This is a genomic window from Rhizobium sp. AAP116 (assembly GCF_001295785.1).
GTDB lineage: Bacteria > Pseudomonadota > Alphaproteobacteria > Rhizobiales > Rhizobiaceae > Allorhizobium.
The window spans coordinates 209,394-230,675 of sequence record NZ_LJIB01000004.1 but is presented as its reverse complement, the minus strand read 5'-3'; the positions used below and the strand labels follow the sequence as shown (position 1 = coordinate 230,675).

The following is a 21,282-nucleotide window of genomic DNA, read 5'->3' as shown; positions in this document are numbered from 1 at the left end:
ATTGGTCGCTGGCGGCGAGAACTTCCGCTGCCCTAACCCTGAAATCGAAAACAAAAATCCGCCGGGACATGCCCGACGGATCCGTAGAAAAGCGATAGGGACGAGCCTCAGTTCGCTGGCGCGGCGGGCGTCAATGCCGCCCACTCGCGGATGACCTGATCGAAGACATTGCCACCGGTCGTTCCCTTGTCGAGCGTGATCAGCGCGCGTCTGCCATTGCGGTAGGTGACGGGAATATCGATCCAGCCGCGCGTGGACAGAAGGTCCATGTTGCGCTTTACCACGTCCTCGAAGTCGTTGAGCGCCACGAGATAGGTGTCGTCGGTCACCTTGGCCGTCACGGCAACCAGCGGGTCGCCGCGGTCCTGCTCGGTACGCTTCATGGCAATCCGCTGCAGATTCTCCACCGCACCACCCTCGAAATCCGCAGGCACGGAGAACACCACTTCGATGATGTGGCTCGCCGGCAGCGAATTGTCGGTGTTGCGCTTGAAGGTCAGGAGCGCCGAGATGCCGCGCTCCGGCACGTTGATACGGCCCTGGATCTGCGGATCAGGTCGGCCGTCCGCCCCGTTTTCACGCACAGCCGTCCATGTGATCGAACCAGGCACTGCGACCGGCGTCGCCTGGCCGATACGCTCTTCGTAGAGGAAGAGCTTTTCCCCGCCGGCCGCGACTGCCGTATTGGCGGCGGTTCCCGGCGTCTGCGTGGCAGCCGCGCCATTGGCAGCAGCCGGCGCATCGGTCGGCTCGACCGTGGACGCCACGGTCTGGGCCGAGACGGAGCGACCTTCGGCGGGCGCGCCCTCGATGGGCGCCGATCCGGCCCCTGCATCGATTTCCGTTCCGTCGGCCTGCAGTCGCTGCGTGAATTTCTGGCTGCCGTCGTCGACTGCAGGTGCCGCCACTTCCGGTGCAGCCGCCGTGTCGGCCGGTGCCTCCGGCTGCTCGGCAGGTGTCGCCGCGGGCGCTTCGGCGGCCTCTTGCGTCGGCACAACCTCGCCCGTCAGGTTGGCGACCATGCTGCCGATCTGATCCCGCATGCTCCATGCGAGATAACCGCCAGCGCCGAGCACAACCAGCACCAGCGCGGCAACGATGATCGGGGCCGGATTGCGACGCTTCTTCGGCTCGAGGCGATAGGCAGGCTGCTGGCCATAACCGCCGACCAGCGCTTCCATGCCATCGGCCTGGCCCGCGACGTCGACCTGCGCACCCTTGGCGCTGGGTGCAAAGCTGTCGAAATGCTCGTCCCATTCGCTGGCCGCAGGGGCGGCAGAAGCAGAAGCCGGAGCACCATTGCCTTTCTGAGTCTCGCCCTGATCGACATGCTCCTGGAACCACTGGCTGAAGTCATCGGCGTCGATTGCCGGTGCCGTGGAGGTGGACGCGATCTTGCCGAGCACGACCGGATCGGCATCGGGAAGGCTCAAGCCCTCCGGCGCGACATAGTCGTTGCTGGCCTCGACGTGTACAGGTTCCTCATAGGCGGGGAACTCGTCGGTTGGCGTATAGGAAACGGCCGGCGGCGCGGTGTCGATTTCCGGCAGTTCGGGCACGCGATTGGCGGCCGTTTCGGTCGCAGCCGGCAGCTCCCAGCTTGCCGAGGGGATGACCGGGGCCGGATCGAGTGCGCGGCTCTGAAGCCAATCCTCAACCGAATCCACCCGAATACCAACCTCCGGCGCCTGCGGCGGGAGATAAGGCTCGACCTCGACTGCCGCGTCAGAGCCAAGGGGCTCTTCGGCAACAGGTTCGACCTCGACAACAGGCACGGCATCCCAGGCGGGTGCAGCCGTTTCCGGCTCGTCACCCCGAGGCCAGGTCTCTTCGGCGGTCAGGCCTTCGCCGTAGGGTGCAGCGGCTGCGACCGTTTCGACATCGTCCCTCGCCTCCGGCGCCGGTTCGTATGGCGGCTCCGGCTCGACGGCAGGAGCATCGTCTTCACGGCTCTCGTAGAGCCGCGAATAGTCGTTCTCCGGCTCCTGAACCGCAAAGGGTTGGTCCTGCCAGGCGGTTTCCGCCGACGGCATCGGTTCGACGGCCTGTTCCGGAACAGACTCTTCTACGGGCGTGATGGTTTCTTCGGCGACGTAGGCTGGTTCTTCGGCGACATAGGCTGGCTCCTCCACCCCTGCAGGTGTCGCAGGCTCGGCCATGTGGGCGTCCGCCCAGTCATCACCGCTTACCGCCGGCTGAGGCTCGACCGGCTGTTCGGCCGGAGCAGCGTCTTCTGCCGGTTCCGGCGCCGCCGCATCCTCGTTCGAAGAAGGCGCGTATTCCGGCTGCGGCTCGCCCCAGGCAGGCGCAGAAACAGCCGCTGTCGCTGCCACACCGGCAGCCGCGGCTGCAGGCATGGAAGAATCAGGCGTCTCTTCAAGCGGCGGCAAGGCATCCGCATGTTCCGCTTCGACTTCACGGATAGCCGCATCGAGCTTGTCGAGCTGACGCTGCAGCATATGCTCGGGCGGGCGCGGTGACATGTTCTCGAGCTGCCGAACGACAGCGGCGCGAGCCTTTTCGTAGACTCGCGCGCGCATCTCCGGAGTATTGTTCGACAGGCCGTCCACGGCCCGTCGAATCACAGCGATAAAGTCAGCCATCAGCACTTTCTCTTGAGAGCCGGCCCGCCGCGCCGGCAAAATTTCAATAAAATCCTAGATTAATCCTCGAAGGGGTCCGTCACAAGTATTGTGTCGTCGCGTTCGGGACTTGTCGACAGGAGGGCGACCGGAGCACCGATCAGCTCTTCCACCTGGCGCACATACTTGATCGCCTGAGCCGGCAAATCCGCCCATTTCCGGGCTCCGACGGTCGATTCCTTCCAGCCTTCGAGCGTGATGTAAACAGGCTCGACGCGTGCCTGGGCAGCCTGCGCTGCCGGAAGATAATCGATTTCCTGACCGTCGAGCTTATAGCCGACGCAGATCTTTAGCTCTTCAAGGCCGTCGAGAACGTCGAGTTTGGTCAATGCAATGCCGGTGATTCCATTGGTGGCAACCGACTGGCGCACCAGCGCCGCATCGAACCAGCCACAACGGCGCTTGCGGCCCGTGACGGTGCCGAACTCATGGCCCTTCTCACCGAGGAACTGACCGATCTCGTCGTGCAGCTCGGTCGGGAACGGACCTTCACCGACACGCGTCGTGTAGGCCTTGGTGATCCCGAGGATATAGCCGAGCGAGCCCGGGCCCATGCCGGAACCGGCCGCGGCCTGACCGGCGACGGTGTTCGACGAGGTGACGAAGGGATAGGTGCCGTGGTCGATGTCGAGCAGGGAGCCCTGCGCGCCTTCAAACAGGATGCGCGAGCCCTTGCGGCGCTCCTTGTCGAGCAGCACCCAGACCGAATCCATGAACGGCAGCACGCGATCGGCGATAGAAGTCAGCTCTTCCATGATCGTCTTGTGCTCGATTTCGGCAACGCCGAAGCCGCGACGCAGCGCGTTGTGGTGGGTCAGAATACGTTCGACCTTGCCTTCCAGCGCATCGAGATCGGCAAGATCCATCACGCGGATCGCGCGACGACCGACCTTGTCTTCATAGGCCGGGCCGATGCCGCGACGCGTGGTGCCGATCTTGGTGCCGCTGTTGGAGGCTGCGTCTTCGCGCATGCCGTCGAGCTCGCGATGCAGCGAGAGAATCAGCGTGGCGTTTTCGGCGATCCGCAGATTGTCCGGGGTCACTTCGACGCCCTGATCCTTCAGACGGCCGATTTCGGCGATCAGCGCATGCGGATCAACGACCACGCCATTGCCGATGACAGCCTTCTTGCCCGGGCGCACGACGCCCGAGGGAAGCAGCGAGAGCTTGTAGGAAACGCCGTCGATGACGAGCGTGTGGCCGGCATTGTGTCCGCCCTGGAAGCGGACCACGATGTCCGCACGTTCAGAGAGCCAGTCGACAATCTTGCCCTTGCCCTCGTCACCCCATTGCGAACCAATCACCACGACATTCGTCATCACATAATCCTGTATATTGCGCAGTGCCTGCGCCTACCCAAACCCGCGCATCTATACTGTGTTGTTTTTGGGAAATCGACCCGTCTTGACGGGCGATTTGGCTTTTTACGTGACAAAGCGTCCCCCCTGGCCTATTTCGGAGGCAATTGCGCCGTGACGGACCGGGGGGCACACGGTTTCGGCAAGCGGCGTCCGCATGCAGGGAATGACGTCTTTGCCCATCCGCGCCTATACCTTTCTCGTCATCACGACCTTGCTCTGGGGCGGCAATACGATTGCTGGCAAGCTGGCGCTTGGCCATGTGAGCCCGATGGTCCTGAGCTTCGGCCGCTGGGCGCTGGCGACACTCGTGATCGCGTCAATTGCAATCCCGCAGATCCGCAAGGACTGGGATGTCCTGAAAGCCAACTGGAAGCTGCTGATCTTCTACGGCGCGGTGGGCTATGCCGCCTTCAACGGCTTTCTCTATACGGCGCTCAAGTATACCAGCGCGGTCAACGGCGCGATCGAACAGGGTGCGATCCCGGTCCTGATCTTCGTCATCAACTTCCTGCTGTTTCGCATTGCCGTCTCCGCGGTCCAGATCCTGGGCTTCATGATCAGCTTCATCGGGGCTGCCGTCACCGCCTCCCATGGCGATCTGCAGACCTTGCTCACCCTGACGCTGAATTATGGCGATCTGCTGATGCTGTTTGCCGGCATCGCTTACGCGATTTACACCGTGTCATTGCGCTGGAAGCCACCTGTCCACTGGAAGAGCCTGATGGCGGTGCCGGCACTCGCCGCCGCCGTCACCTGTCTGCCGCTTCTCTGGTGGGAAGCGGGCCGAGGCGAGCTGATCCTCCCCGATACGCGCGGCTGGCTGATCATTCTCTATGCCGGGCTGTTCCCCTCGCTGATCTCGCAGATCCTCTACATCAAGGGCGTCGAAGGCATCGGCGCCAACCGGGCCGGCCTCTTCATCAATCTCGTTCCGGTCTTCGGCACGCTGCTATCGGTCACCATTCTCGGCGAAAAGCTGGAAGTCTTCCATGTGGTGGCATTGGTGCTGGTTCTCGGTGGCATCGCCATCGCCGAATGGGGCAAGCCCGCACCTGACAAGGCTCCGCGCTGACAACCTCAAGAAAGGTTAGCCGACAGAGAGGATTGTCACGTCTCCAGCCAAAACACGCGCCGCTGTCAGCCGCCCGCTGCGATAGCAATGCGTGTCGAGACTGACCCGATCCGGACCGACATGGGCTTCCCGCATCGGCGTATGCCCATGAAAGACACGGACAGGCAGACCCGGACCGAGATCGAGGAAGGATCGCCTGATCCACATGAGGTCGTCATCGGTCTGCTCGGAAAGCGGTCGCCCCGGCTTCAGACCGGCATGGGCGAAGACATCCGTACCCATGGTGAGCAGCACCGGCAGCGATCTGAGAAACGCCAGATGGCTGCTCGGAACTGCATTCCTAATGGCCTCGCGCAAAGCAAATCGGCCAGCAGGCAGAGTGAAACCGTCGATCTCGACCCCGTAGGACGCCAAGGTCGTCTCCGCACCGTGGTCGAGGACCCAGTCACCGGCCGGATCACCGTCGAGAAATGCGAGGAAGGCGTCGTCGTGATTGCCCCGCAGGCTAACCCGCTCGAATCCTGAAGGCGGCGATGCCGTGAGATGATAGAGGACGGCAGCGGATTTCGGGCCTCGGTCGACATAGTCGCCGAGCATCACGATCAGCTTGCGCCCCTCTATCGACTGCGCGTCCTCGCGGATCATGTCTTCCAGCTCCAGAAGCGCATCGAGACAGCCATGCACGTCACCGATTGCGTAGACAGCGGCATAGTCGGAGGGATCGATGACGAGACGTGGTGGGCGACCTGTGTCAGTGCTCATGAGCCCCTCATCACCCATTGGACGTTCTCCTGTCCTGTCGCTGCGCTGCACGCAGTGAGAGAAAAGCGTATCGGCACTAAAAAGGCCAGCCCCAAAGGGGCCGGCCTCGCAATGCTTCAAGACACCGATTAAGGCGTCGTGGTAGGTGGCGGCGTATCGGTGGCACCACCGGTGGGAGCCGGTGTCGCAGGTGTCGCCGGTGCCGGATCGGTTGCCGGCGGCGGGTTGACCGGATCGGCAGCCGGAGGCGTTGCCGAACCTGCCGGCGGCGTCGTCGTGTCAGCCGGCGGCGGAGCCGGAGCATCGGCCGGCGGTGCTGCAGGCGTGCTGCTTTCCGTGGCCGGAGTAACCGGGGTTTCGGCGGTGTCATTGCCACCGAAGACGAAGTATGCGCCGGCTGCGATCACCACGATCAGCAGGACTGCGATGCCCCAGGTCGCGCCGCTGCCCGCAGTGGTCTGCTGGGTGACGTGCGGACGCTGATCGAGGCGGGGGTCAGGACGTTGGTCCATGGTATTTCCTCCTGGTTTGGGTGACCGACCGCTGCGCGGCCGGCCGTTAGCTTGCTTATGTACAAGGCTGGCAATCGGCGCTTACTGAACGACGCCGACGACGACATAGGTCTGCGGGTCGACGATGACGCGCTGGTTGTTGACCACGGCATAGGCATAGGTCGGATCCTCGGGGATCGTGGTCAGGACAACTTCCTGCGGAAGAGGTTCACCGACGACCACCTGCCGCTCGATCACGACCGGCTGAGCCGGGACCGGCTGCTGCTGGACATAGGTGACAACCCGGTCCGGCGGCGGGGCGACTGCGGTGCCGGCAATGGCGCCGACGACGCCACCTACGGCGGCACCAACGGGACCGCCGACAATAGCACCGGTCACGGCACCACCGGCAGCACCGGTGACCGTACCTTCCTGCGCCAGGACAGGAGAAGCGACGGCACCAAGTACGACTGCGCCAAGAGCGATAATCTTCGTATTCATGGCTTGATCCTTTCCGTTGACTGCCATTGACGGAAAGAACGGACTTCACGCGAAATTGTTCCGCGCACCTGTCCTAAGGCGCTACTGCAAGCCTTTGGAAAAATTGGCAAAATTTAGGCAGAGGCGTAATATTTGCAGCAGATATTACTTGAGGTCGCAGTAGAACTGCAGTCGCTCAAGGGCGAGTCGATACCAAAGCTGAAAAGCCCACGGCGCGTTTGCGGCGGGACGGACGGCGTGGTGAGTGTTCTGAAAGCCGCTCAGGCGCCCCAGCCGACGATGCCCTTGATCTCGAGAAAGTCGTGAATGCCCCAATCCGCATATTCGCGCCCGTTGCCGGATTGTTTGTAGCCGCCGAACGGTGCGGACGTGTCCCAGTCCGGATAGTTCAGATAGACGGAGCCCGCGCGCATCTGCCCTGCAACCCGCCGCGCATGGTCGATATCCTGCGACTGAACATAGGCAGCGAGGCCATAGACGGTGTCGTTGGCGATTGCGATCGCCTCCTCTTCGGTCTCGTAGGGCATGATCGACAGCACGGGGCCGAAGATCTCTTCACGGGCGATCGTCATATCCGGCGTCACATGGCCGAAAACCGTAGGGCGGATATAGTAGCCGCGGTTCAGGCCCTCGGGCCGCCCGGGACCGCCGGTGACCAGCAGCGCGCCTTCTTCGATCCCCATTTCGATCAGCCGCTGGATCTTGTTGTATTGAATGTCGCTCACCACAGGACCGAGGACGGTATCTTCGGCTCTGGGATCACCGACCTTGTGAGCGTCCGCAGCCTCGCGCGCAATATGAAGCGCCTCGTCATGGCGATCGGCCGGGACCAGCATCCGGGTCGGCGCATCGCAGGACTGGCCCGAATTGCCGAAGCAGCCCTCCACGCCCTTGCGCACGGCAGTCTCTAAATCGGCATCCGGAAGGATGATGTTCGCCGACTTGCCGCCCAGCTCCTGCGCCACACGCTTGACCGTGTCGGCCGCCGTCTTGGCGACGATGATGCCGGCCCGCGTCGAACCGGTGAACGACACCATGTCGACATCGGGATGGCCCGCCATCACCTGACCAACTTCGGGGCCGCGGCCGTTGACCAGGTTGAACACCCCATCAGGCGTCCCAGCCGCCTGCATCACCTCGGCAAAGATCAGCCCCGAGACCGGCGCGATCTCCGAGGGCTTGAGCACGACGGTGCAGCCGGCGGCAATTGCCGGAGCAACCTTGCAGACGATCTGGTTGAGCGGCCAGTTCCAGGGCGTGATAAGCGCACAGACGCCGATTGGCTCCTTGACGATGCGGGTCGAGCCACGCTGCTCCATGAATTCGAAGCTCTTGAAGGCGGCAATCGTGGCCTCCAGATGCGCTCGCCCTGCCCCGGCTTGAGAGTCTCGTGCGAAAGTGAGCGGCGCACCCATTTCACGACTGATGGCCTGGGCGATGTCGTCGAAGCGCTCGTTGTAAACAGCAAGGATGCGCTCAAGAAGCGCCAGTCGCTCCGACCGGTCGGTCAGCGAGAAAGTGGCAAAGGCTTTTCGGGCGGCTGCCACGGCGCGTTCGACATCGCCGCGTCCGCCGATGGAGATCGTCGTAAAGGCCTCCTCGGTGGACGGATCGATCACGTCCAGCACCGCAGGCTCCAGCGGATCGACCCACGCACCGTCTATGAAGAACTTCAGATGGTTGGACATGCGCGCTCCAGCGGAGTGAAAGTAAGGTATTTTGCACTATTGGTCACATGCCGGATCACGGCAAGCATCCAAAACGGCGTGATCAGGCTTTCCCCAACCTCAATGCGGGGATCAGCGTTCCAGTCCATCGAGCAATCTATACCAGGCAAGATGGGCAGCGACACCGAGACGTCGGAAGCGATGCAGCGGAATGGGTACCACGGGCGTGATCGGCAGTGGCAGAGCCTCCCGGCTGCCCTCGGCCAGATACCGCGCGAGAGCCCGACCGAGCGCCACCATCAGCCCAATGCCGCGCCCCTGGCAGCCGACCGCCATCAGAAGCCCCGGGTGAGGCTCATGGAGATGCGGCAGATGGTCGGGCGTCATCGCGACACGACCGAACCAGCGCTGCTCGATCCGCACGGAGCCAAGCATCGGAAACAGACGAAGCGTGGCCCGCTCCAGATGCAGCCAATCGTCTGTCGATTGCGGTACGCGCATCGGCCCCCGTCCACCGAGAACCAGACGACCGTCTGCGCTGCGGCGATAGTAGACGAGGATCCGCCGGCTGTCTGACACCGCCTGTCCGCTTGGCAGGACGAAATCGAAATCCGGCGGTAGCGGCTGCGTGGCAATCTGGAAGGAATGCAGCCAGACGAGGCTCTGGGCAAGGTTCGGCACCAGCCCCTCGGAATAGGCGTTGGTCGCGACAAGGACTTTCGGCGCCCGGAACGAGCGGCCGGATTGCGTTGTGATTTGCCAGAACGCTCCGTCCCTCTGCAGCGACATGGCGGCATCATTCAGAACAAGCGCCGCGCCGGCTTCCGTCGCGACACGCGCCAGTTCATGCACGAGCGCCAGCGGATTGACGACACCGGCGCGACGGTCGAGAAAACCGCCGCGATAACCTTCGGCACCGGTCAGAAGCGCAATCTCTGCAGAATTGAGAAGCGCCACATCCGCCCCTTGAGCCCGCCATTGCCGATTGCGCTGAGCGGCCGCCTGCATGGCGGTCTCGGTATGCGCCGCCTGGATCCAGCCGGAGCGCGTATGCTCGACATCGAGCCCCTCGCGGGCGATGAGATCGAAGACAAGATCTGCCGTCCCCGCCGAAAACTCGATCAGCCTTCGGCCGGTCTCTTCACCGAAAAGCGCAAACAGCGTTTCCGGATCCTGCTTCAGTCCCGGGATCACCTGGCCGCCATTCACCCCGGATGCACCGTCACCGATCCCGCCGGCTTCGATGACCTGAACCGAAAGCCCGGCGCGGGCCGCATGCAGTGCTGTCGAAAGACCCTGATACCCGGCACCAATGACAACAAGGTCGAGATCGCCCTCTTCACAGCGACAAAGAAGCGGCGAAACGGGCCGTCGCCAAACGGACGAAACCGGAATTGCGGACTGCATAAAGGTGAGACCTGAAAACGACTGGAAAAATCGTCGAGCAATCTGCCCCGCCCCAATAAAGCACACAATAAACGTCAGGCTGTATTTTGTTCACTCGGTAGAATGACGATTTACTTACTTAAGCAGGTTTCGATAAGGGCATCCAGGATCCCGCCTCATGCTTCGCTGGGCAACTGCCAATCAATCGCGTTTCTGCCCTTGGAGAGAAGATAATCATTGGCTTGCGAAAAATGCCGGCAGCCGAAGAAACCGTTATGTGCTGAAAGCGGCGAGGGATGCGGCGCCTTCAAGATCAGATGGCGGGACCCATCGACAAAGGCAGCCTTCTTCTGCGCGTAGGAGCCCCACAGCATGAAGACGACATGCTCGCAATCCTCGTTAACAGCGCGGATCACCGCATCGGTAAACCGCTCCCAGCCTTGCCCCTGATGCGAGGCCGCCCGCGCCTCTTCGACCGTCAGCACGCTGTTGAGAAGCAGCACACCCTGTTGCGCCCAGTGCTCCAGGAAGCCGTGCCGCGCCGGCGCAATGCCGAGGTCGCTCTGCAGCTCCTTGTAGATGTTGACGAGCGAGGGCGGGATGCGCACGCCGGGTTTGACGCTGAAGCACAACCCATGCGCCTGCCCCGCCCCGTGATAGGGATCCTGGCCGAGGATCACCACCCGGACTTCGTCGAGCGGGGTCAGATCAAGCGCCCGGAAATACTCCGCACCCTTGGGGAAGATCTGCTTGCCAGCCGCCTTTTCTGCCCTCAGGAAATCCTTGAGATTGCGCATGTAGGGCTGCGCGAACTCGTCTCCCAGCACCGCTTTCCAGCTGTCTTCGAGCCGGACACCCACCTCCGCCATTGCCGCCGCTCCTCGTTCTCGCTTACATGCTTCGTGACGATAGAGAGCCGGCAACCGGACCTGTCAACCTCAACCCGACCTGAGCACACAAGAGAACCGTGAAGTCATTCCTGAAACTCTGGCGCCGCCAGCGCATTCTGACATCGGCATTCCTGCTGGCGATGGCGCTCGCAATCTTCTTCGCCGGGCGAACGATTTTCTTCGTGACCTACTGGAACGACCCCGCCCGCCAGGACCTTCCGCCTGAACCCTGGATGACGATCGGCTATGTCGCCCATTCCTGGCATGTGCCGGTCGAGAAGCTCGCCCGCGACCTTGATCTGCCACCGCCGCCAAAGGATGGCCCGCGCCCCTCGCTGGAGCGATTGGCAGAAGAGCGTGGCCAGGACTTCGAAGAGTTCAAGGCCGAGATAGAGGCCTCCCTTACCGAACTGCGCCGGCAGGTGCCTCCGAGATGACCCTGACCGAGACGCTGCTCGCATCGCTGCCGTCCTATGGCCTGTTGCTGCTTGCGCTGGTCGTCGGCATCAGTTGCCTCGGCGCGCCCCTGCCCGCCTCGATCGTCATGATGCTGATGGGCGCATTGGCGGCCGCCGGAGACTTCACGCTGGCCTATGTCATTGCCGTGGCACTCGCCTCGGCCGTGGCGGGAGACCAGATCGGCTACATGCTTGGCCGCCTCGCCGGACAGCGCCTCGTCCCGATCGTCAGCCGCGAGCCGGCACGCCGCAAAGCGATAGAACGGGCGCAGCACGAGATGGATGCACGGGGGACTGTCGCCGTCTTTCTCACCCGCTGGCTGCTTTCCCCGCTCGGCCCCTATCTGAACCTTTTGGCCGGAGCCTCAGGCTTTTCCTGGGCCCGCTTCACGCTGGCAGGCCTCCTTGGAGAGATGGTCTGGGTCGGTCTCTATACCGGTCTCGGAGCGGCCTTCAGCGAGAGCGTCACGGAGATCGCCGAAATCAGCGGCAGCATCAGCGGCTTCCTGGCGGCCGGTGCCGTTGCCGCATTCCTGGGTTTCAAACTGCTTCGCGCTCTGCGCAGCAAGGACTGAAGCCACATAGCGAACCCGGTGAGGCTTCGCCGAACTGTCACACAGCGGTGCTATCCGGATACCAAAATCCGGAGACTCGCCATGACTTTTCTGATCTGGTTTGCCGCGATCGCGCTTCTCGCCCAGCTTGCAAGCATCGCCATCGTCCTCTCCGTCAAGCTGCGCCACCGAAGCCGAGAGGCTGCGCCGACGCCGCGCCCGCCGGTCACCCTCATCCGCCCGATCTGCGGACTGGAAAACAATCTCGAGCGCTGCCTCGCATCCTCCTTCCGGCTCGATTGGCCGACCTATGAAATCCTTTTTTGTGTCGCAAGAGCCGACGATCCCGCTGCCGCCCTCGCGCGCCGGCTGATGGCGGAGCATCCCGACGTCCCATCGACACTTCTCGTTGGCGAAGACCCCTTCAGCGCCAATCCCAAGCTGAACAACGTGGTCAAGGGCTGGCGCTCCGCCCGCCATGACTGGATCGTCATGACCGACAGCAACGTGCTGATGCCAGCAGACACCATCGAGCGCATGATCGCCCGCTGGGACAGCGGGACCGGCCTCGTCTGCTCGCCACCGGCGGGAACCGAGCCGGAGAACGCTGGCGCCCTTCTCGAAAGCGCCTGGCTCAACAGTTTCCAGGCCCGCTGGCAGCTCTTCGCCGACGCCTGTGGCTTTGGCTTTGCCCAGGGCAAATCGATGCTCTTCAACCGTCACGTGATGACGCAGCTCGGCGGTTTCCAGCGACTGGGCGACGAAGTCGCCGAGGATGCCGCCGCAACACTGCTGATCCGCACTGCGGGCCTCAAGGTCCGCATCGTTCACGAGCCCTTCCCGCAGCCGCTCGGCAAGCGGGACATCGCCGCCGTCTGGAAGCGACAGCTGCGCTGGGCGCGCCTGCGCCGCGCCTCGTTCCCGCTCTATTTCCTGCCGGAAATCCTGACCGGCGCAGCCCTGCCGACGGCAGCCATGATTGCGCTCGCGGCGACAGATACACTGCCGCTTCTCGCCCCGCTCGCCTATCTTGCCGCCTGGTATGGCGCAGAAGTGCTGCTCGCTCGAGGCAATGGCTGGCCAAGCAGCTGGCGCATCCTGCCCGCGATGCTCGCCCGTGATCTGCTTTTGCCGGCTCTCTTTGTCGCCGCCTGGTTCGGCAGCGGTTTCGAATGGCGCGGCAATGCGATGACTGTCGCCGACAACGACAACAGCCGCAGCGCACGCATCCGCGAGGCCGTTGTCCGCACCCGCAACAAGGCACGCGAGAAAGCCCGCGCTCTGGTTGCGGCCCGAAGCCACTAAGGCTCTTCTCCCCACGAAAAAGCGGGCAGGACCGCTCGTCGCGATCGCTGCCCGCAAGAGGGAGGTAGTTCCGCCGCTCAGATCGTGCCTTGGCCCATCTGTTCGGCAATGTAATCCGCCTGGCGGATCGCAAGAGAGACGATCGTCAGGGTCGGATTTTCGGCCGCTCCGGTGGTGAACTGGCTGCCATCGGAGACGAAAAGGTTGCTGATGTCGTGTGTCTGGCCCCACTTGTTGACGACACCATCCTGGGCCTTGTCGCTCATGCGGTTGGTGCCGAGATTGTGGGTCGACGGATAGGGCGGCGTCGGGAAGGCACGGGTTGCCCCAACTGCCTCATAGAGGGCCACGCCCTGCTTGTAGGCGTGATTGCGCATCGCCTCGTCGTTCGGATGGTCGGTGAACCAGACGTCCGGGATCGGCATGCCGTATTTGTCCTTCAGCTCGCCATGCAGCTTCACGGCATTCTGCTCCTGCGGCATGTCCTCGCCGACGATCCAGAGACCCGCCATATTGGCATACTGGTCCATGGCCGAGGCAAACGAGCGGCCCCAGCCACCCGGATCGAGGAAGGCCGCCATGAAGGGCACGCCGAGCGCCAGCGTCTCGAGCTCATAGCCACCGACGAAGCCGCGTGACGGATCGTGACGTGCCTCGTCCTGGATGATCCCGGCCATGGTCGTGCCGCGATAGAAATGCACCGGCTTGTCGAAGACGGCATAGACCGAGCCGGTCGTATGACGCATGTAGTTCTTGCCGACCTGGCCGGAGGAGTTGGCGAGACCATCCGGGAACTTCGACGAGGCGGAGTTGAGCAGCAGGCGCGGGCTTTCGATCGAATTGCCGGCAACGCAGATGATGCGCGCCTTCTGGCTTTGCAGATTGCCATCCTTGTCGGCATAGACAACGGCGGTCACCTTGCCCGTGTCATCATGCTCGATCTTGACGACATGCGAGTTCGGCCGGACTTCGAGCTTGCCGGTCGCCTCGCCCTTCGGGATTTCCGTGTAGAGCGTCGACCACTTCGCGCCCCATTTACAGCCCTGGAAGCAGAAGCCTGTCTGCTGACAGCTCATGCGGTCATCGCGATCGGCCGAGTTGATCGCCATGTTGCCGGTGTGACAGTTCTTGTAGCCGAGCTTGTCGGCACCGGCCTTCAGGATCTTGAAGTTGTTATTGCCGGGCAGGCCCTCGATCCCGTTGGTGCGGGTTACGCCCATCTTGTCTTCGGCCTTGGCATAGTAAGGCTCGAGATCGGCGAGTGTGATCGGCCAATCGAGGAGGTTGGCGCCCTCGACCTTGCCGTAATGGGTCAGCGTCTTGAACTCGTGCTCCTGGATGCGCAGCGAGGCACCCGCCCAGTGGGTGGTGGTGCCGCCGACCGCCTTGACGATCCAGGCCGGCAGGTTGGGGAAGTCCTTCGACACCCGCCAGCCGCCACCGGTCGTGCGGTTGTCGAGCCAGGCGAGCTGAGAAAAGCTCTCCCATTCGTCATTGATGAAATCCTCGTATTCGATACGGGCACCGGCTTCGAGCACGACCACGTCGATGCCCTTCTGGGCAAGTTCGTTGGCAAGCGTGCCGCCGCCTGCACCGGAACCGATGATGACGACCACGCTGTCGTCGTTGAGATCATAGGGCGCTGCCATGTTTTCCTCCCGGGAAATCGGTCAATTTGGGTAAGCGCCGCCGTTCCCATCCGCGATGGGCCTCCTTCCGGCGACGATGAATGCTTGTCCTAGGGTTAAGCTCAGAGCCAGGTGATGTCGTCGAACCCGCGCTCGATATAGCCGCCCTTGGAATAGGACTCGCCCTCGTAGCCGAAGATCGGCCAGATCTCCTTCTGGTTATAGAGGCTGACCACGAGGTCGCCGCGCACCGCCTGGAAGAAGGGCGTCGTTTCGATGTCGCGCAGGATCGCCACGCGATCATCCTCCCAGCCAAGGCCGCGATAGCCGCCGGCACCGGCGCGTTTGTCGAGATCGGCGATGCCGTCCTCGATCAGCGCCTTGTGCTTCTCATCCTTGCCCGCCATCGTGTCCTGCCCCTTGACGGCTGCCGCATAGAAGCGTTCGGCGAGCTGGTCATGCGGGTAGATGTCGCGCGCCATCTTGATGAGCGTCGCCAGCGTGTCCGGCTTCAGGGCTGTCGCCTCCAGGCCCCAGGCCTGGTCGGGACAGATGACGGCAGTGCCCGTAATCATCAGCACGGCACTCGCCGCACCGGTCTTCAGAAGCTGGCGACGGGACATGCCCCCGGTCTTGTCGAGTATCGTAACCACGTCATTCTCCTCCCATGAGATGAAGTGCGACGGCTTAGGCCGTCACCAAGGCAGGCGCGATGATCGCGCCGGCCGTCTGCGAAACAGGAAAGGCCGGGAACTCCTCTTCCCGGCCTTTCGATCATTTGAACCGTCCGTGCCGAGCGAGGACCTCGATCTTGTAGCCATCGGGATCGGTGATGAAGAAGAAGCGGGCAAGCAGTGCCCCGTCGCGGTTGAACTCGACGATCTTGCCCGGGTTCAGGCCAAGATCCGTCAGCCGCTTGTGTTCGGCGTCGAGGTCCGAGACGCTGACGGCAAGATGGCCGTAGCCGGTCCCGAGCTCATAGGCCTCCTCGCGACCCTTGTTGACCGTGAGTTCAAGCTCGAACTCGCTCTCAGGATTGCTGAGATAGATCAGGGTGAAGGTCTCGAAATCGAGACGTTCTGCGACTTCCAGACCGAATGCCTGCACGTAGAAGGAAACGGATCGGACCTCTTCAAGGACACGGATCATCGAATGGATCATTTTGGCCAATGGGCTGCTCCTCGCATGCTGACAAATGTCATGTTTGCAGAATGTCGCGATTTGCCGGAAGGCTGGTAGCAGCCCATTACCGCAGCCGATTATTTTCGCCGAAAGATGTGTTCATTCTTCGCACCCGGGCGTGGCAGTTTAGAAAAGACGGAAATTGACCGAAGCGCCGGCGCGCAACATAATGCTCAAAACACTGAAGAACGAAAAAACTGATATCAGGGAGGAGCATGCCATGTGTGAAGTCTTCGCAGGACAGGACCCGGGCCGCTATCGCGCGGTCAACCGCTCCGTCCGCATTGGTGGTCATTCCACCAGCATCCAGCTTGAAGCCGCCTTCTGGGTGCTGATCGACGAGATCGCCGCCAGCCAGAATTTCTCGACATCCCGCTTCCTGTCGACGCTTTACGACGAAGCGCTGCAGATCAACGGCTCGGTGTCGAACTTTGCATCACTGCTTCGTACGAGCTGTCTGATCTACCTGATGAGCAAGGCGCAGAACCCGGCACAGCCGCCCGAATTCCACATCATCGCCGCCGAGTAGAGGCAAACAAAAAGCGCGGCCCGACAGATAGCCGGGCCACGCTTCAGTTCCGATCGCCGTCTTGGGTCGGCGCGGAAGTATTACTCTGCCGGCTGCAGTGCCGGCTGGATGTCGTCCTCTTCGAGAACCTTGCCACCGAGGGCTGCATGGAAGAGCGTCTGGTCGAGTTCACCTTCCCAGCGCGCGACGACGACGGTTGCCACCGCATTGCCGATGAAGTTGGTGAGCGCCCGGCATTCCGACATGAAGCGGTCGATGCCGAGGATCAACGCCATGCCGGCGACCGGAACGGCGGGAACGACGGACAGAGTGGCCGCGAGGGTAATGAAGCCAGCACCGGTGATGCCGGCCGCCCCCTTCGAGCTCAGCATGGCAACGGCCAGCAGCAGGATCTGGTCACCGAGCGGCAAGTGGATATCCGTCGCCTGAGCGATGAAGAGCGCCGCCAGCGTCATATAGATATTCGTGCCGTCGAGGTTGAAGGAGTAGCCGGTCGGGATGACGAGGCCTACGACCGAGCGCTTGCAGCCAGCCTTTTCCATCTTGTTCATCAGGCCCGGAAGAGCTGCTTCCGAAGACGACGTCCCGAGAACGAGCAGCAGCTCTTCCTTGATGTAGCGGATGAGCGCCAAGATCGAGAAGCCGTTGTAACGGCAGACAGCCCCGAGGATCACCGCTACGAACAGGAAGGACGTGAGGTAGAAGGTGCCGATCAGCATGGCGAGGTTTGTGACCGAACCGATGCCGTATTTGCCGATGGTAAACGCCATGGCGCCGAAGGCACCGATTGGCGCTGCCTTCATCAGGATGGCGACCAGCTTGAAGATTGGCGCGATCACGGCCTGCAGGAAGTCGGTGACCGGCTTGCCGCGCTCGCCGACAAGCGCCAGCGAAATACCGAACAGGATCGAGAAGAACAGCACCTGCAGGATGTCGCCATCGGCAAAGGCCCCAACGATCGTCGTCGGGATGATGTTCATCAGGAAGCCTGTGATCGACGAGTCATGCGCCTTCTCCGTATAGGTCGCCACAGCCGCCGCATCGAGCGTGGCCGGATCGATATGCATGCCCGCACCCGGCTGCACGACATTGGCAACGACGAGGCCGACGACAAGCGCCAGCGTCGAGAAGGTGAAGAAGTAGAGCATCGCCTTCCCGGCAACGCGACCGACCTTCTTCATGTCGCTCATGCCGGCAATGCCGGTGGCGACAGTCAGGAAGATGACCGGCGCAATGATCATCTTGACCAGCTTGATGAAGGCGTCACCCAGCGGCTTCAACTGTGCGCCGATCTCGGGATAGAAATGGCCGAGCAGGATGCCAGCGACGATCGCGGCGAGGACCTGAACATAGAGAAGTTTATAGAAGGGCTGCCGGCCCACGGGCGCGTGCTCTGCGGTATCGATATGCATGTTTTCCTCCATGGTCGCCCTGACGGAACGAGTTCCGGCCTCCCGGGCGGTGGCTTAACTGACTGGGAGCGGCGCGGCCGCTTGGAAGAAAGGTTAGCAAGGCGCGTGCCAGACCGAGGAAACGGATCTAAAACGCTGATAGGATTGAATTTTATTCGCATACAGACTTGATTCATCACATCAAGACGTGCGGTATTCCGCACAGCTTCGATATGTTAGGATGCGATCTACCGCACACCCTATCAGGACCAACATACGTGATGCCGCCCCTTCGAAGCTCAAGTCGCACACTCTGGCTCATCTATGCCGTTGTGGCAGTTCTGCTGTCCGGCGTCGCACTGTTCTACGCCGGCGAGAAGGGCAAGATCCTGGCGCTGGACGCCGTCGCAGAGGAAGCGCAGACCGATGCCGAGCTGAAGCGCGCATTGCTGATTGCCGTGCTCGACCGCTCACGCACCCTGCCCTTCGTGCTGGGCACGGACACCGAACTGGCCGACACATTGCAGGCACCCGGCCCCGACAGCGTCAACCGCCTGAACGAAAAGCTGGAGGCCCTCACCTCGGGAACCGGCGCATCCGTGATCTATGTCGTCAACACCGAGGGATTGACGATCGCCGCCAGCAACTTCCGTCAGCCCGACAGCTTCGTCGGCAGCAACTATGCCTTCCGCGAATACTTCACCGAGGCGATGGCGAACGGCACAGCCGAACAATATGCGCTGGGCAATGTCAGCCGCAGGCCGGGGCTCTACCTCTCCCGCCGCGTCGATGACGCTGCCGGTAAGCCGCTGGGCGTCGTGGTCGTCAAGGTCGAGTTCAACGCGCTGGAGCAGGACTGGCAGCGGTCCGGACGCCCGACCTATGTCACCGACACCCGAGGCATCGTGCTGATCACCAGCCGTCCGGACTGGCGTTTTTTCACCATCACCGACATCCCCCAGCAAGATCGACTGGCAATCCGCGACAGCCTGCAATTTGGCGAAGCCCCGCTTTTGCCAGTCCCGATCTGGTCGCTCTTCGACCTTGACGGACACACGATGGTGGCGACCGACACCTCCGGCGCGCGTCCGCGCCAGCCGCATGTCGCCGAGACCCTGCCGGTGCCCGGAACGCCTTGGACCTTGCATCTGCTGGCACCCGCCGCAGCAGCGATGGATGCCGGCACCTTGCAGGGGCGCACCACTGCGGTCGCGCTTGGCCTGCCCTTGCTCGCCGCGGCTGGCTTTTTCCTGTATCGCAGCGGTCGCGCTGCCCGCCGCACAGCAGAGGCGAAGGCCGCGCAGGTGGAACTTGAACGCCAGGTAACCCTGCGCACGGTAGAACTCACCGAAGCCCGCGACCGCCTTGAGGCCGAGATCGCCGAACACAGGGCAACCGACACCCGCCTCCAGGGCGTGCAGCAGGATCTCGTCCAGGCCAACCGTCTGGCGATCCTCGGCCAGGTCGCAGCCGGCGTGGCGCATGAGATCAACCAGCCGGTCGCCACCATCCGCGCCTATGCAGACAATGCGAAAACCTTCCTCGCTCGCGGCAACGGCGATCAGGCACAGGAAAACCTTGGCCTGATCGCCGAGCTCACTGACCGCATCGGCGCAATCACCGGCGAGCTGAAGGGTCTTGCCCGCAAGGGCCGCCAGGCCGGCGAACCTGTCGAAGTCAAGGCCGCGGTCGACGGGGCCCTCTTCCTGTTGAAGAGCCGCTTCGCTGGCAGCTTCGATCGCCTCACCATCAGTGACATCCCTGCCGATCTCAAAGTGCTTGGCCAGCGCATCCGCCTAGAACAGGTGCTGATCAATCTCCTGCAGAATGCGCTTGAAGCCATTGAAGGCAAAGCGGATGGCGATATCCGCGTCGGGATTGCGCGCCTCTCCGACGACGAGGTCGATCTTGCGATCAGCGATACTGGCCCCGGCCTGCCGCCTCACGTTAGGGACAACCTGTTCATACCTTTCACCACCTCCAAGGAGGCAGGGCTCGGCCTGGGCCTCGTGATCGCCCGTGACATCGTCACTGAATACGGCGGACGGCTTTCGGTCGAGACGAGCGCGGCGGGCACCACCTTCACCATCACTCTCACGAGGGCACGGGCATGAGCAGCGGCATCGAGATCATCCTCGTCGACGACGACCAGGCTTTGCGCCGCGCCACCCGTCAGACGCTGGAGCTTGCCGGTTATGCCGTGCACGACTTCGGTGCGGCAGCCCAGGCGCTCGCCCAGCTTTCGCGGGAAAGCGAGGCAGTTGTCATCACGGACATCCGCATGGCCGGCATGGACGGGCTGGAACTCTTCGCCCGTATCCGCAGCCTCGACCCGGATCTGCCGGTCCTGCTGATCACCGGCCATGGCGATGTCGACATGGCGGTCAGGGCGCTGCATGACGGCGCCTATGACTTCATTGCCAAACCCTTCCCCGCCGACCGCCTTGTCCAGAGCGTCGCCCGCGCCGCCGAAAAACGCCGGCTGGTGCTCGAAAACCGCCGCCTGCGTGAGGCAGCCACGACCATGCTCGACGATCTGCCCCTCATCGGCCAGACACCGGCCATGGAGCATCTGCGCCAGACGCTCCGCCAGATCGCCGATACCGATGTCGACGTGCTGATCGCCGGCGAAACCGGCAGCGGCAAGGAAGTGGTGGCAACACTCTTGCATCGCTGGAGCCGCCGCACAAAAGGTAACTTCGTTGCGCTGAATTGCGGCGCCCTGCCCGAGACGGTGATCGAAAGCGAGCTCTTCGGCCACGAGGCCGGCGCCTTTACCGGCGCGCAGAAGAAGCGCGTCGGCCGCATCGAACATGCAAGCGGCGGCACGCTGTTTCTCGACGAGATCGAGAGCATGCCGCTCTCCACCCAGGTGAAGATGCTGCGGGTCCTGGAAATGCGCGAAGTAAGCCCGCTCGGCACCAACGAGGTGAGGCCCGTCGACCTGCGCGTCGTCGCCGCCGCCAAACTCGATCTCGGCAATCCGGCCGAGCGCGGCGAGTTCCGCGAAGACCTCTATTATCGCCTGAACGTCGTGACGATCTCCATCCCGCCACTGCGCGAACGCCGCGCCGATATCCCGCTGCTCTTTGCCCACTTCGCCACCCGCGCCGCCGGACGCTTCCGCCGCGACATACCCGTCATGACGACCGAGGTGCGCCGTCATCTGGAGACCCACTGCTGGCCGGGCAATGTCCGCGAACTCTCGCATTTTGCCGAGCGGGTCGTGCTCGGGATTACGCCGCCGCCGAAACAGGCGTCAGGGTCAGCCACACCGGGCCTCACCCTGCCCGAGCAAATGGAACGACACGAGGCTGAGCTGATACGCGAGGCACTGATCGCAAACAAGGGCGACGTGCGTTCGACGCTCGAGACGCTCGGCATTCCCCGCAAGACCTTTTACGACAAGCTCCAGCGCCACGGCATCAACCGCGCCGATTACGAATAGCTGGAGATCGTAATC

19 protein-coding genes are annotated in these 21,282 nt (G+C 62.8%); 7 read left to right on the top strand and 12 right to left on the bottom strand.

Annotation, left to right across the window (positions count from 1 at the left end):
• Positions 1–107 precede the first annotated feature (107 nt).
• Positions 108–2,603: a hypothetical protein gene (locus IP85_RS03805; RefSeq protein WP_054148330.1), complete on the bottom strand. Its 2,496-nt coding sequence runs from the start codon at positions 2,601–2,603 to the stop codon at positions 108–110.
• 59 nt (positions 2,604–2,662) lie between these two features.
• Complete coding sequence (locus IP85_RS03800; protein WP_054148329.1) at positions 2,663–3,961, bottom strand: adenylosuccinate synthase; 1,299 nt, start codon at positions 3,959–3,961, stop codon at positions 2,663–2,665.
• A 214-nt stretch (positions 3,962–4,175) separates the two neighbouring features.
• Between IP85_RS03800 and IP85_RS03795 the strand changes: the two genes are divergently transcribed.
• Positions 4,176–5,075, top strand: coding sequence for a DMT family transporter (locus tag IP85_RS03795; protein ID WP_150127564.1), 900 nt, complete (start codon positions 4,176–4,178; stop codon positions 5,073–5,075).
• 15 nt (positions 5,076–5,090) lie between these two features.
• On the opposite strand, the gene IP85_RS03790 is transcribed toward IP85_RS03795, so the two are convergent.
• The 6 genes from IP85_RS03790 to ung all read right to left on the bottom strand — a co-directional run bounded on the left by IP85_RS03790 (position 5,091) and on the right by ung (position 10,751).
• A complete protein-coding gene (locus IP85_RS03790; protein ID WP_197277980.1) occupies positions 5,091–5,837 on the bottom strand; it encodes a metallophosphoesterase in 747 nt (248 codons plus the stop codon).
• A 128-nt stretch (positions 5,838–5,965) separates the two neighbouring features.
• The gene (locus IP85_RS22345; protein WP_054148327.1) at positions 5,966–6,349 is read right to left on the bottom strand and encodes a hypothetical protein; all 384 of its coding nucleotides are present in this window, start codon (positions 6,347–6,349) and stop codon (positions 5,966–5,968) included.
• An 81-nt stretch (positions 6,350–6,430) separates the two neighbouring features.
• The gene (locus IP85_RS03780; protein WP_054148521.1) at positions 6,431–6,829 is read right to left on the bottom strand and encodes a DUF1236 domain-containing protein; all 399 of its coding nucleotides are present in this window, start codon (positions 6,827–6,829) and stop codon (positions 6,431–6,433) included.
• A 260-nt stretch (positions 6,830–7,089) separates the two neighbouring features.
• The gene (locus IP85_RS03775) at positions 7,090–8,517 is read right to left on the bottom strand and encodes an aldehyde dehydrogenase family protein (protein ID WP_054148326.1); all 1,428 of its coding nucleotides are present in this window, start codon (positions 8,515–8,517) and stop codon (positions 7,090–7,092) included.
• A gap of 111 nt (positions 8,518–8,628) precedes the next feature.
• Positions 8,629–9,903 carry an FAD-dependent oxidoreductase gene (locus IP85_RS03770; RefSeq protein ID WP_054148325.1) on the bottom strand — a complete coding sequence of 425 codons (1,275 nt, stop codon included), beginning with the start codon at positions 9,901–9,903 and terminating at the stop codon, positions 8,629–8,631.
• A 155-nt stretch (positions 9,904–10,058) separates the two neighbouring features.
• On the bottom strand, positions 10,059–10,751 hold the full coding sequence (gene ung / locus IP85_RS03765; protein ID WP_054148324.1) for a uracil-DNA glycosylase: 693 nt from the start codon (positions 10,749–10,751) through the stop codon (positions 10,059–10,061).
• A 98-nt stretch (positions 10,752–10,849) separates the two neighbouring features.
• On the opposite strand from ung, the gene IP85_RS03760 reads away from it, so the two are divergent.
• The 3 genes from IP85_RS03760 (at position 10,850) to IP85_RS03750 (ending at position 13,089) form a co-directional block, all read left to right on the top strand.
• Positions 10,850–11,209 carry a hypothetical protein gene (locus IP85_RS03760; protein WP_054148323.1) on the top strand — a complete coding sequence of 120 codons (360 nt, stop codon included), beginning with the start codon at positions 10,850–10,852 and terminating at the stop codon, positions 11,207–11,209.
• A complete protein-coding gene (locus IP85_RS03755) occupies positions 11,206–11,805 on the top strand; it encodes a DedA family protein (RefSeq protein WP_054148322.1) in 600 nt (199 codons plus the stop codon). The genes IP85_RS03760 and IP85_RS03755 overlap by 4 nt, the downstream gene beginning before the upstream one ends.
• Before the next feature lie 81 nt (positions 11,806–11,886).
• On the top strand, positions 11,887–13,089 hold the full coding sequence (locus IP85_RS03750) for a ceramide glucosyltransferase (protein WP_054148321.1): 1,203 nt from the start codon (positions 11,887–11,889) through the stop codon (positions 13,087–13,089).
• 77 nt (positions 13,090–13,166) lie between these two features.
• Here the strand turns inward: IP85_RS03750 and IP85_RS03745 are convergent, their stop codons facing one another.
• The 3 genes from IP85_RS03745 to IP85_RS03735 form a co-directional block, all read right to left on the bottom strand.
• Complete coding sequence (locus IP85_RS03745) at positions 13,167–14,738, bottom strand: GMC family oxidoreductase (RefSeq protein ID WP_054148320.1); 1,572 nt, start codon at positions 14,736–14,738, stop codon at positions 13,167–13,169.
• A gap of 101 nt (positions 14,739–14,839) precedes the next feature.
• A complete protein-coding gene (locus IP85_RS03740) occupies positions 14,840–15,370 on the bottom strand; it encodes a twin-arginine translocation pathway signal (RefSeq protein ID WP_054148319.1) in 531 nt (176 codons plus the stop codon).
• Between the two features lie 121 nt (positions 15,371–15,491).
• Entirely contained in the window at positions 15,492–15,887 is a 396-nt protein-coding gene (locus IP85_RS03735; RefSeq protein ID WP_054148318.1) for a VOC family protein, read from the bottom strand.
• Positions 15,888–16,119: 232 nt separating this feature from the next.
• Here IP85_RS03735 and IP85_RS03730 point away from each other — a divergent pair, with 232 nt between their 5' ends.
• A complete protein-coding gene (locus IP85_RS03730; protein WP_054148520.1) occupies positions 16,120–16,428 on the top strand; it encodes a ribbon-helix-helix domain-containing protein in 309 nt (102 codons plus the stop codon).
• Positions 16,429–16,508: 80 nt separating this feature from the next.
• On the opposite strand, the gene IP85_RS03725 is transcribed toward IP85_RS03730, so the two are convergent.
• Positions 16,509–17,840: a dicarboxylate/amino acid:cation symporter gene (locus IP85_RS03725; RefSeq protein ID WP_156322718.1), complete on the bottom strand. Its 1,332-nt coding sequence runs from the start codon at positions 17,838–17,840 to the stop codon at positions 16,509–16,511.
• 260 nt (positions 17,841–18,100) lie between these two features.
• Here IP85_RS03725 and IP85_RS03720 point away from each other — a divergent pair, with 260 nt between their 5' ends.
• Positions 18,101–19,933 carry an ATP-binding protein gene (locus IP85_RS03720; RefSeq protein ID WP_082347570.1) on the top strand — a complete coding sequence of 611 codons (1,833 nt, stop codon included), beginning with the start codon at positions 18,101–18,103 and terminating at the stop codon, positions 19,931–19,933.
• Positions 19,930–21,267 (top strand): sigma-54 dependent transcriptional regulator, encoded by a 1,338-nt coding sequence (locus tag IP85_RS03715; RefSeq protein ID WP_054148315.1) that lies wholly within the window; start codon positions 19,930–19,932, stop codon positions 21,265–21,267. Before IP85_RS03720 ends, IP85_RS03715 begins: the two co-directional genes overlap by 4 nt.
• Positions 21,268–21,282 lie beyond the last annotated feature (15 nt).

What these genes read in the sequence shown, in the direction of transcription:
- IP85_RS03805 (WP_054148330.1), bottom strand. Translation starts at nt 2,603, where the DNA reads ATGGCTGACTTTATCGCTGTGATTCGACGGGCCGTGGACGGCCTGTCG.
- IP85_RS03800 (WP_054148329.1), bottom strand. Translation starts at nt 3,961, where the DNA reads ATGACGAATGTCGTGGTGATTGGTTCGCAATGGGGTGACGAGGGCAAG.
- IP85_RS03790 (WP_197277980.1), bottom strand. Translation starts at nt 5,837, where the DNA reads ATGAGCACTGACACAGGTCGCCCACCACGTCTCGTCATCGATCCCTCC.
- IP85_RS22345 (WP_054148327.1), bottom strand. Translation starts at nt 6,349, where the DNA reads ATGGACCAACGTCCTGACCCCCGCCTCGATCAGCGTCCGCACGTCACC.
- IP85_RS03780 (WP_054148521.1), bottom strand. Translation starts at nt 6,829, where the DNA reads ATGAATACGAAGATTATCGCTCTTGGCGCAGTCGTACTTGGTGCCGTC.
- IP85_RS03775 (WP_054148326.1), bottom strand. Translation starts at nt 8,517, where the DNA reads ATGTCCAACCATCTGAAGTTCTTCATAGACGGTGCGTGGGTCGATCCG.
- IP85_RS03770 (WP_054148325.1), bottom strand. Translation starts at nt 9,903, where the DNA reads ATGCAGTCCGCAATTCCGGTTTCGTCCGTTTGGCGACGGCCCGTTTCG.
- ung (WP_054148324.1), bottom strand. Translation starts at nt 10,751, where the DNA reads ATGGCGGAGGTGGGTGTCCGGCTCGAAGACAGCTGGAAAGCGGTGCTG.
- IP85_RS03755 (WP_054148322.1), top strand. Translation starts at nt 11,206, where the DNA reads ATGACCCTGACCGAGACGCTGCTCGCATCGCTGCCGTCCTATGGCCTG.
- IP85_RS03750 (WP_054148321.1), top strand. Translation starts at nt 11,887, where the DNA reads ATGACTTTTCTGATCTGGTTTGCCGCGATCGCGCTTCTCGCCCAGCTT.
- IP85_RS03745 (WP_054148320.1), bottom strand. Translation starts at nt 14,738, where the DNA reads ATGGCAGCGCCCTATGATCTCAACGACGACAGCGTGGTCGTCATCATC.
- IP85_RS03730 (WP_054148520.1), top strand. Translation starts at nt 16,120, where the DNA reads ATGTGTGAAGTCTTCGCAGGACAGGACCCGGGCCGCTATCGCGCGGTC.
- IP85_RS03725 (WP_156322718.1), bottom strand. Translation starts at nt 17,840, where the DNA reads ATGCATATCGATACCGCAGAGCACGCGCCCGTGGGCCGGCAGCCCTTC.
- IP85_RS03720 (WP_082347570.1), top strand. Translation starts at nt 18,101, where the DNA reads ATGCCGCCCCTTCGAAGCTCAAGTCGCACACTCTGGCTCATCTATGCC.
- IP85_RS03715 (WP_054148315.1), top strand. Translation starts at nt 19,930, where the DNA reads ATGAGCAGCGGCATCGAGATCATCCTCGTCGACGACGACCAGGCTTTG.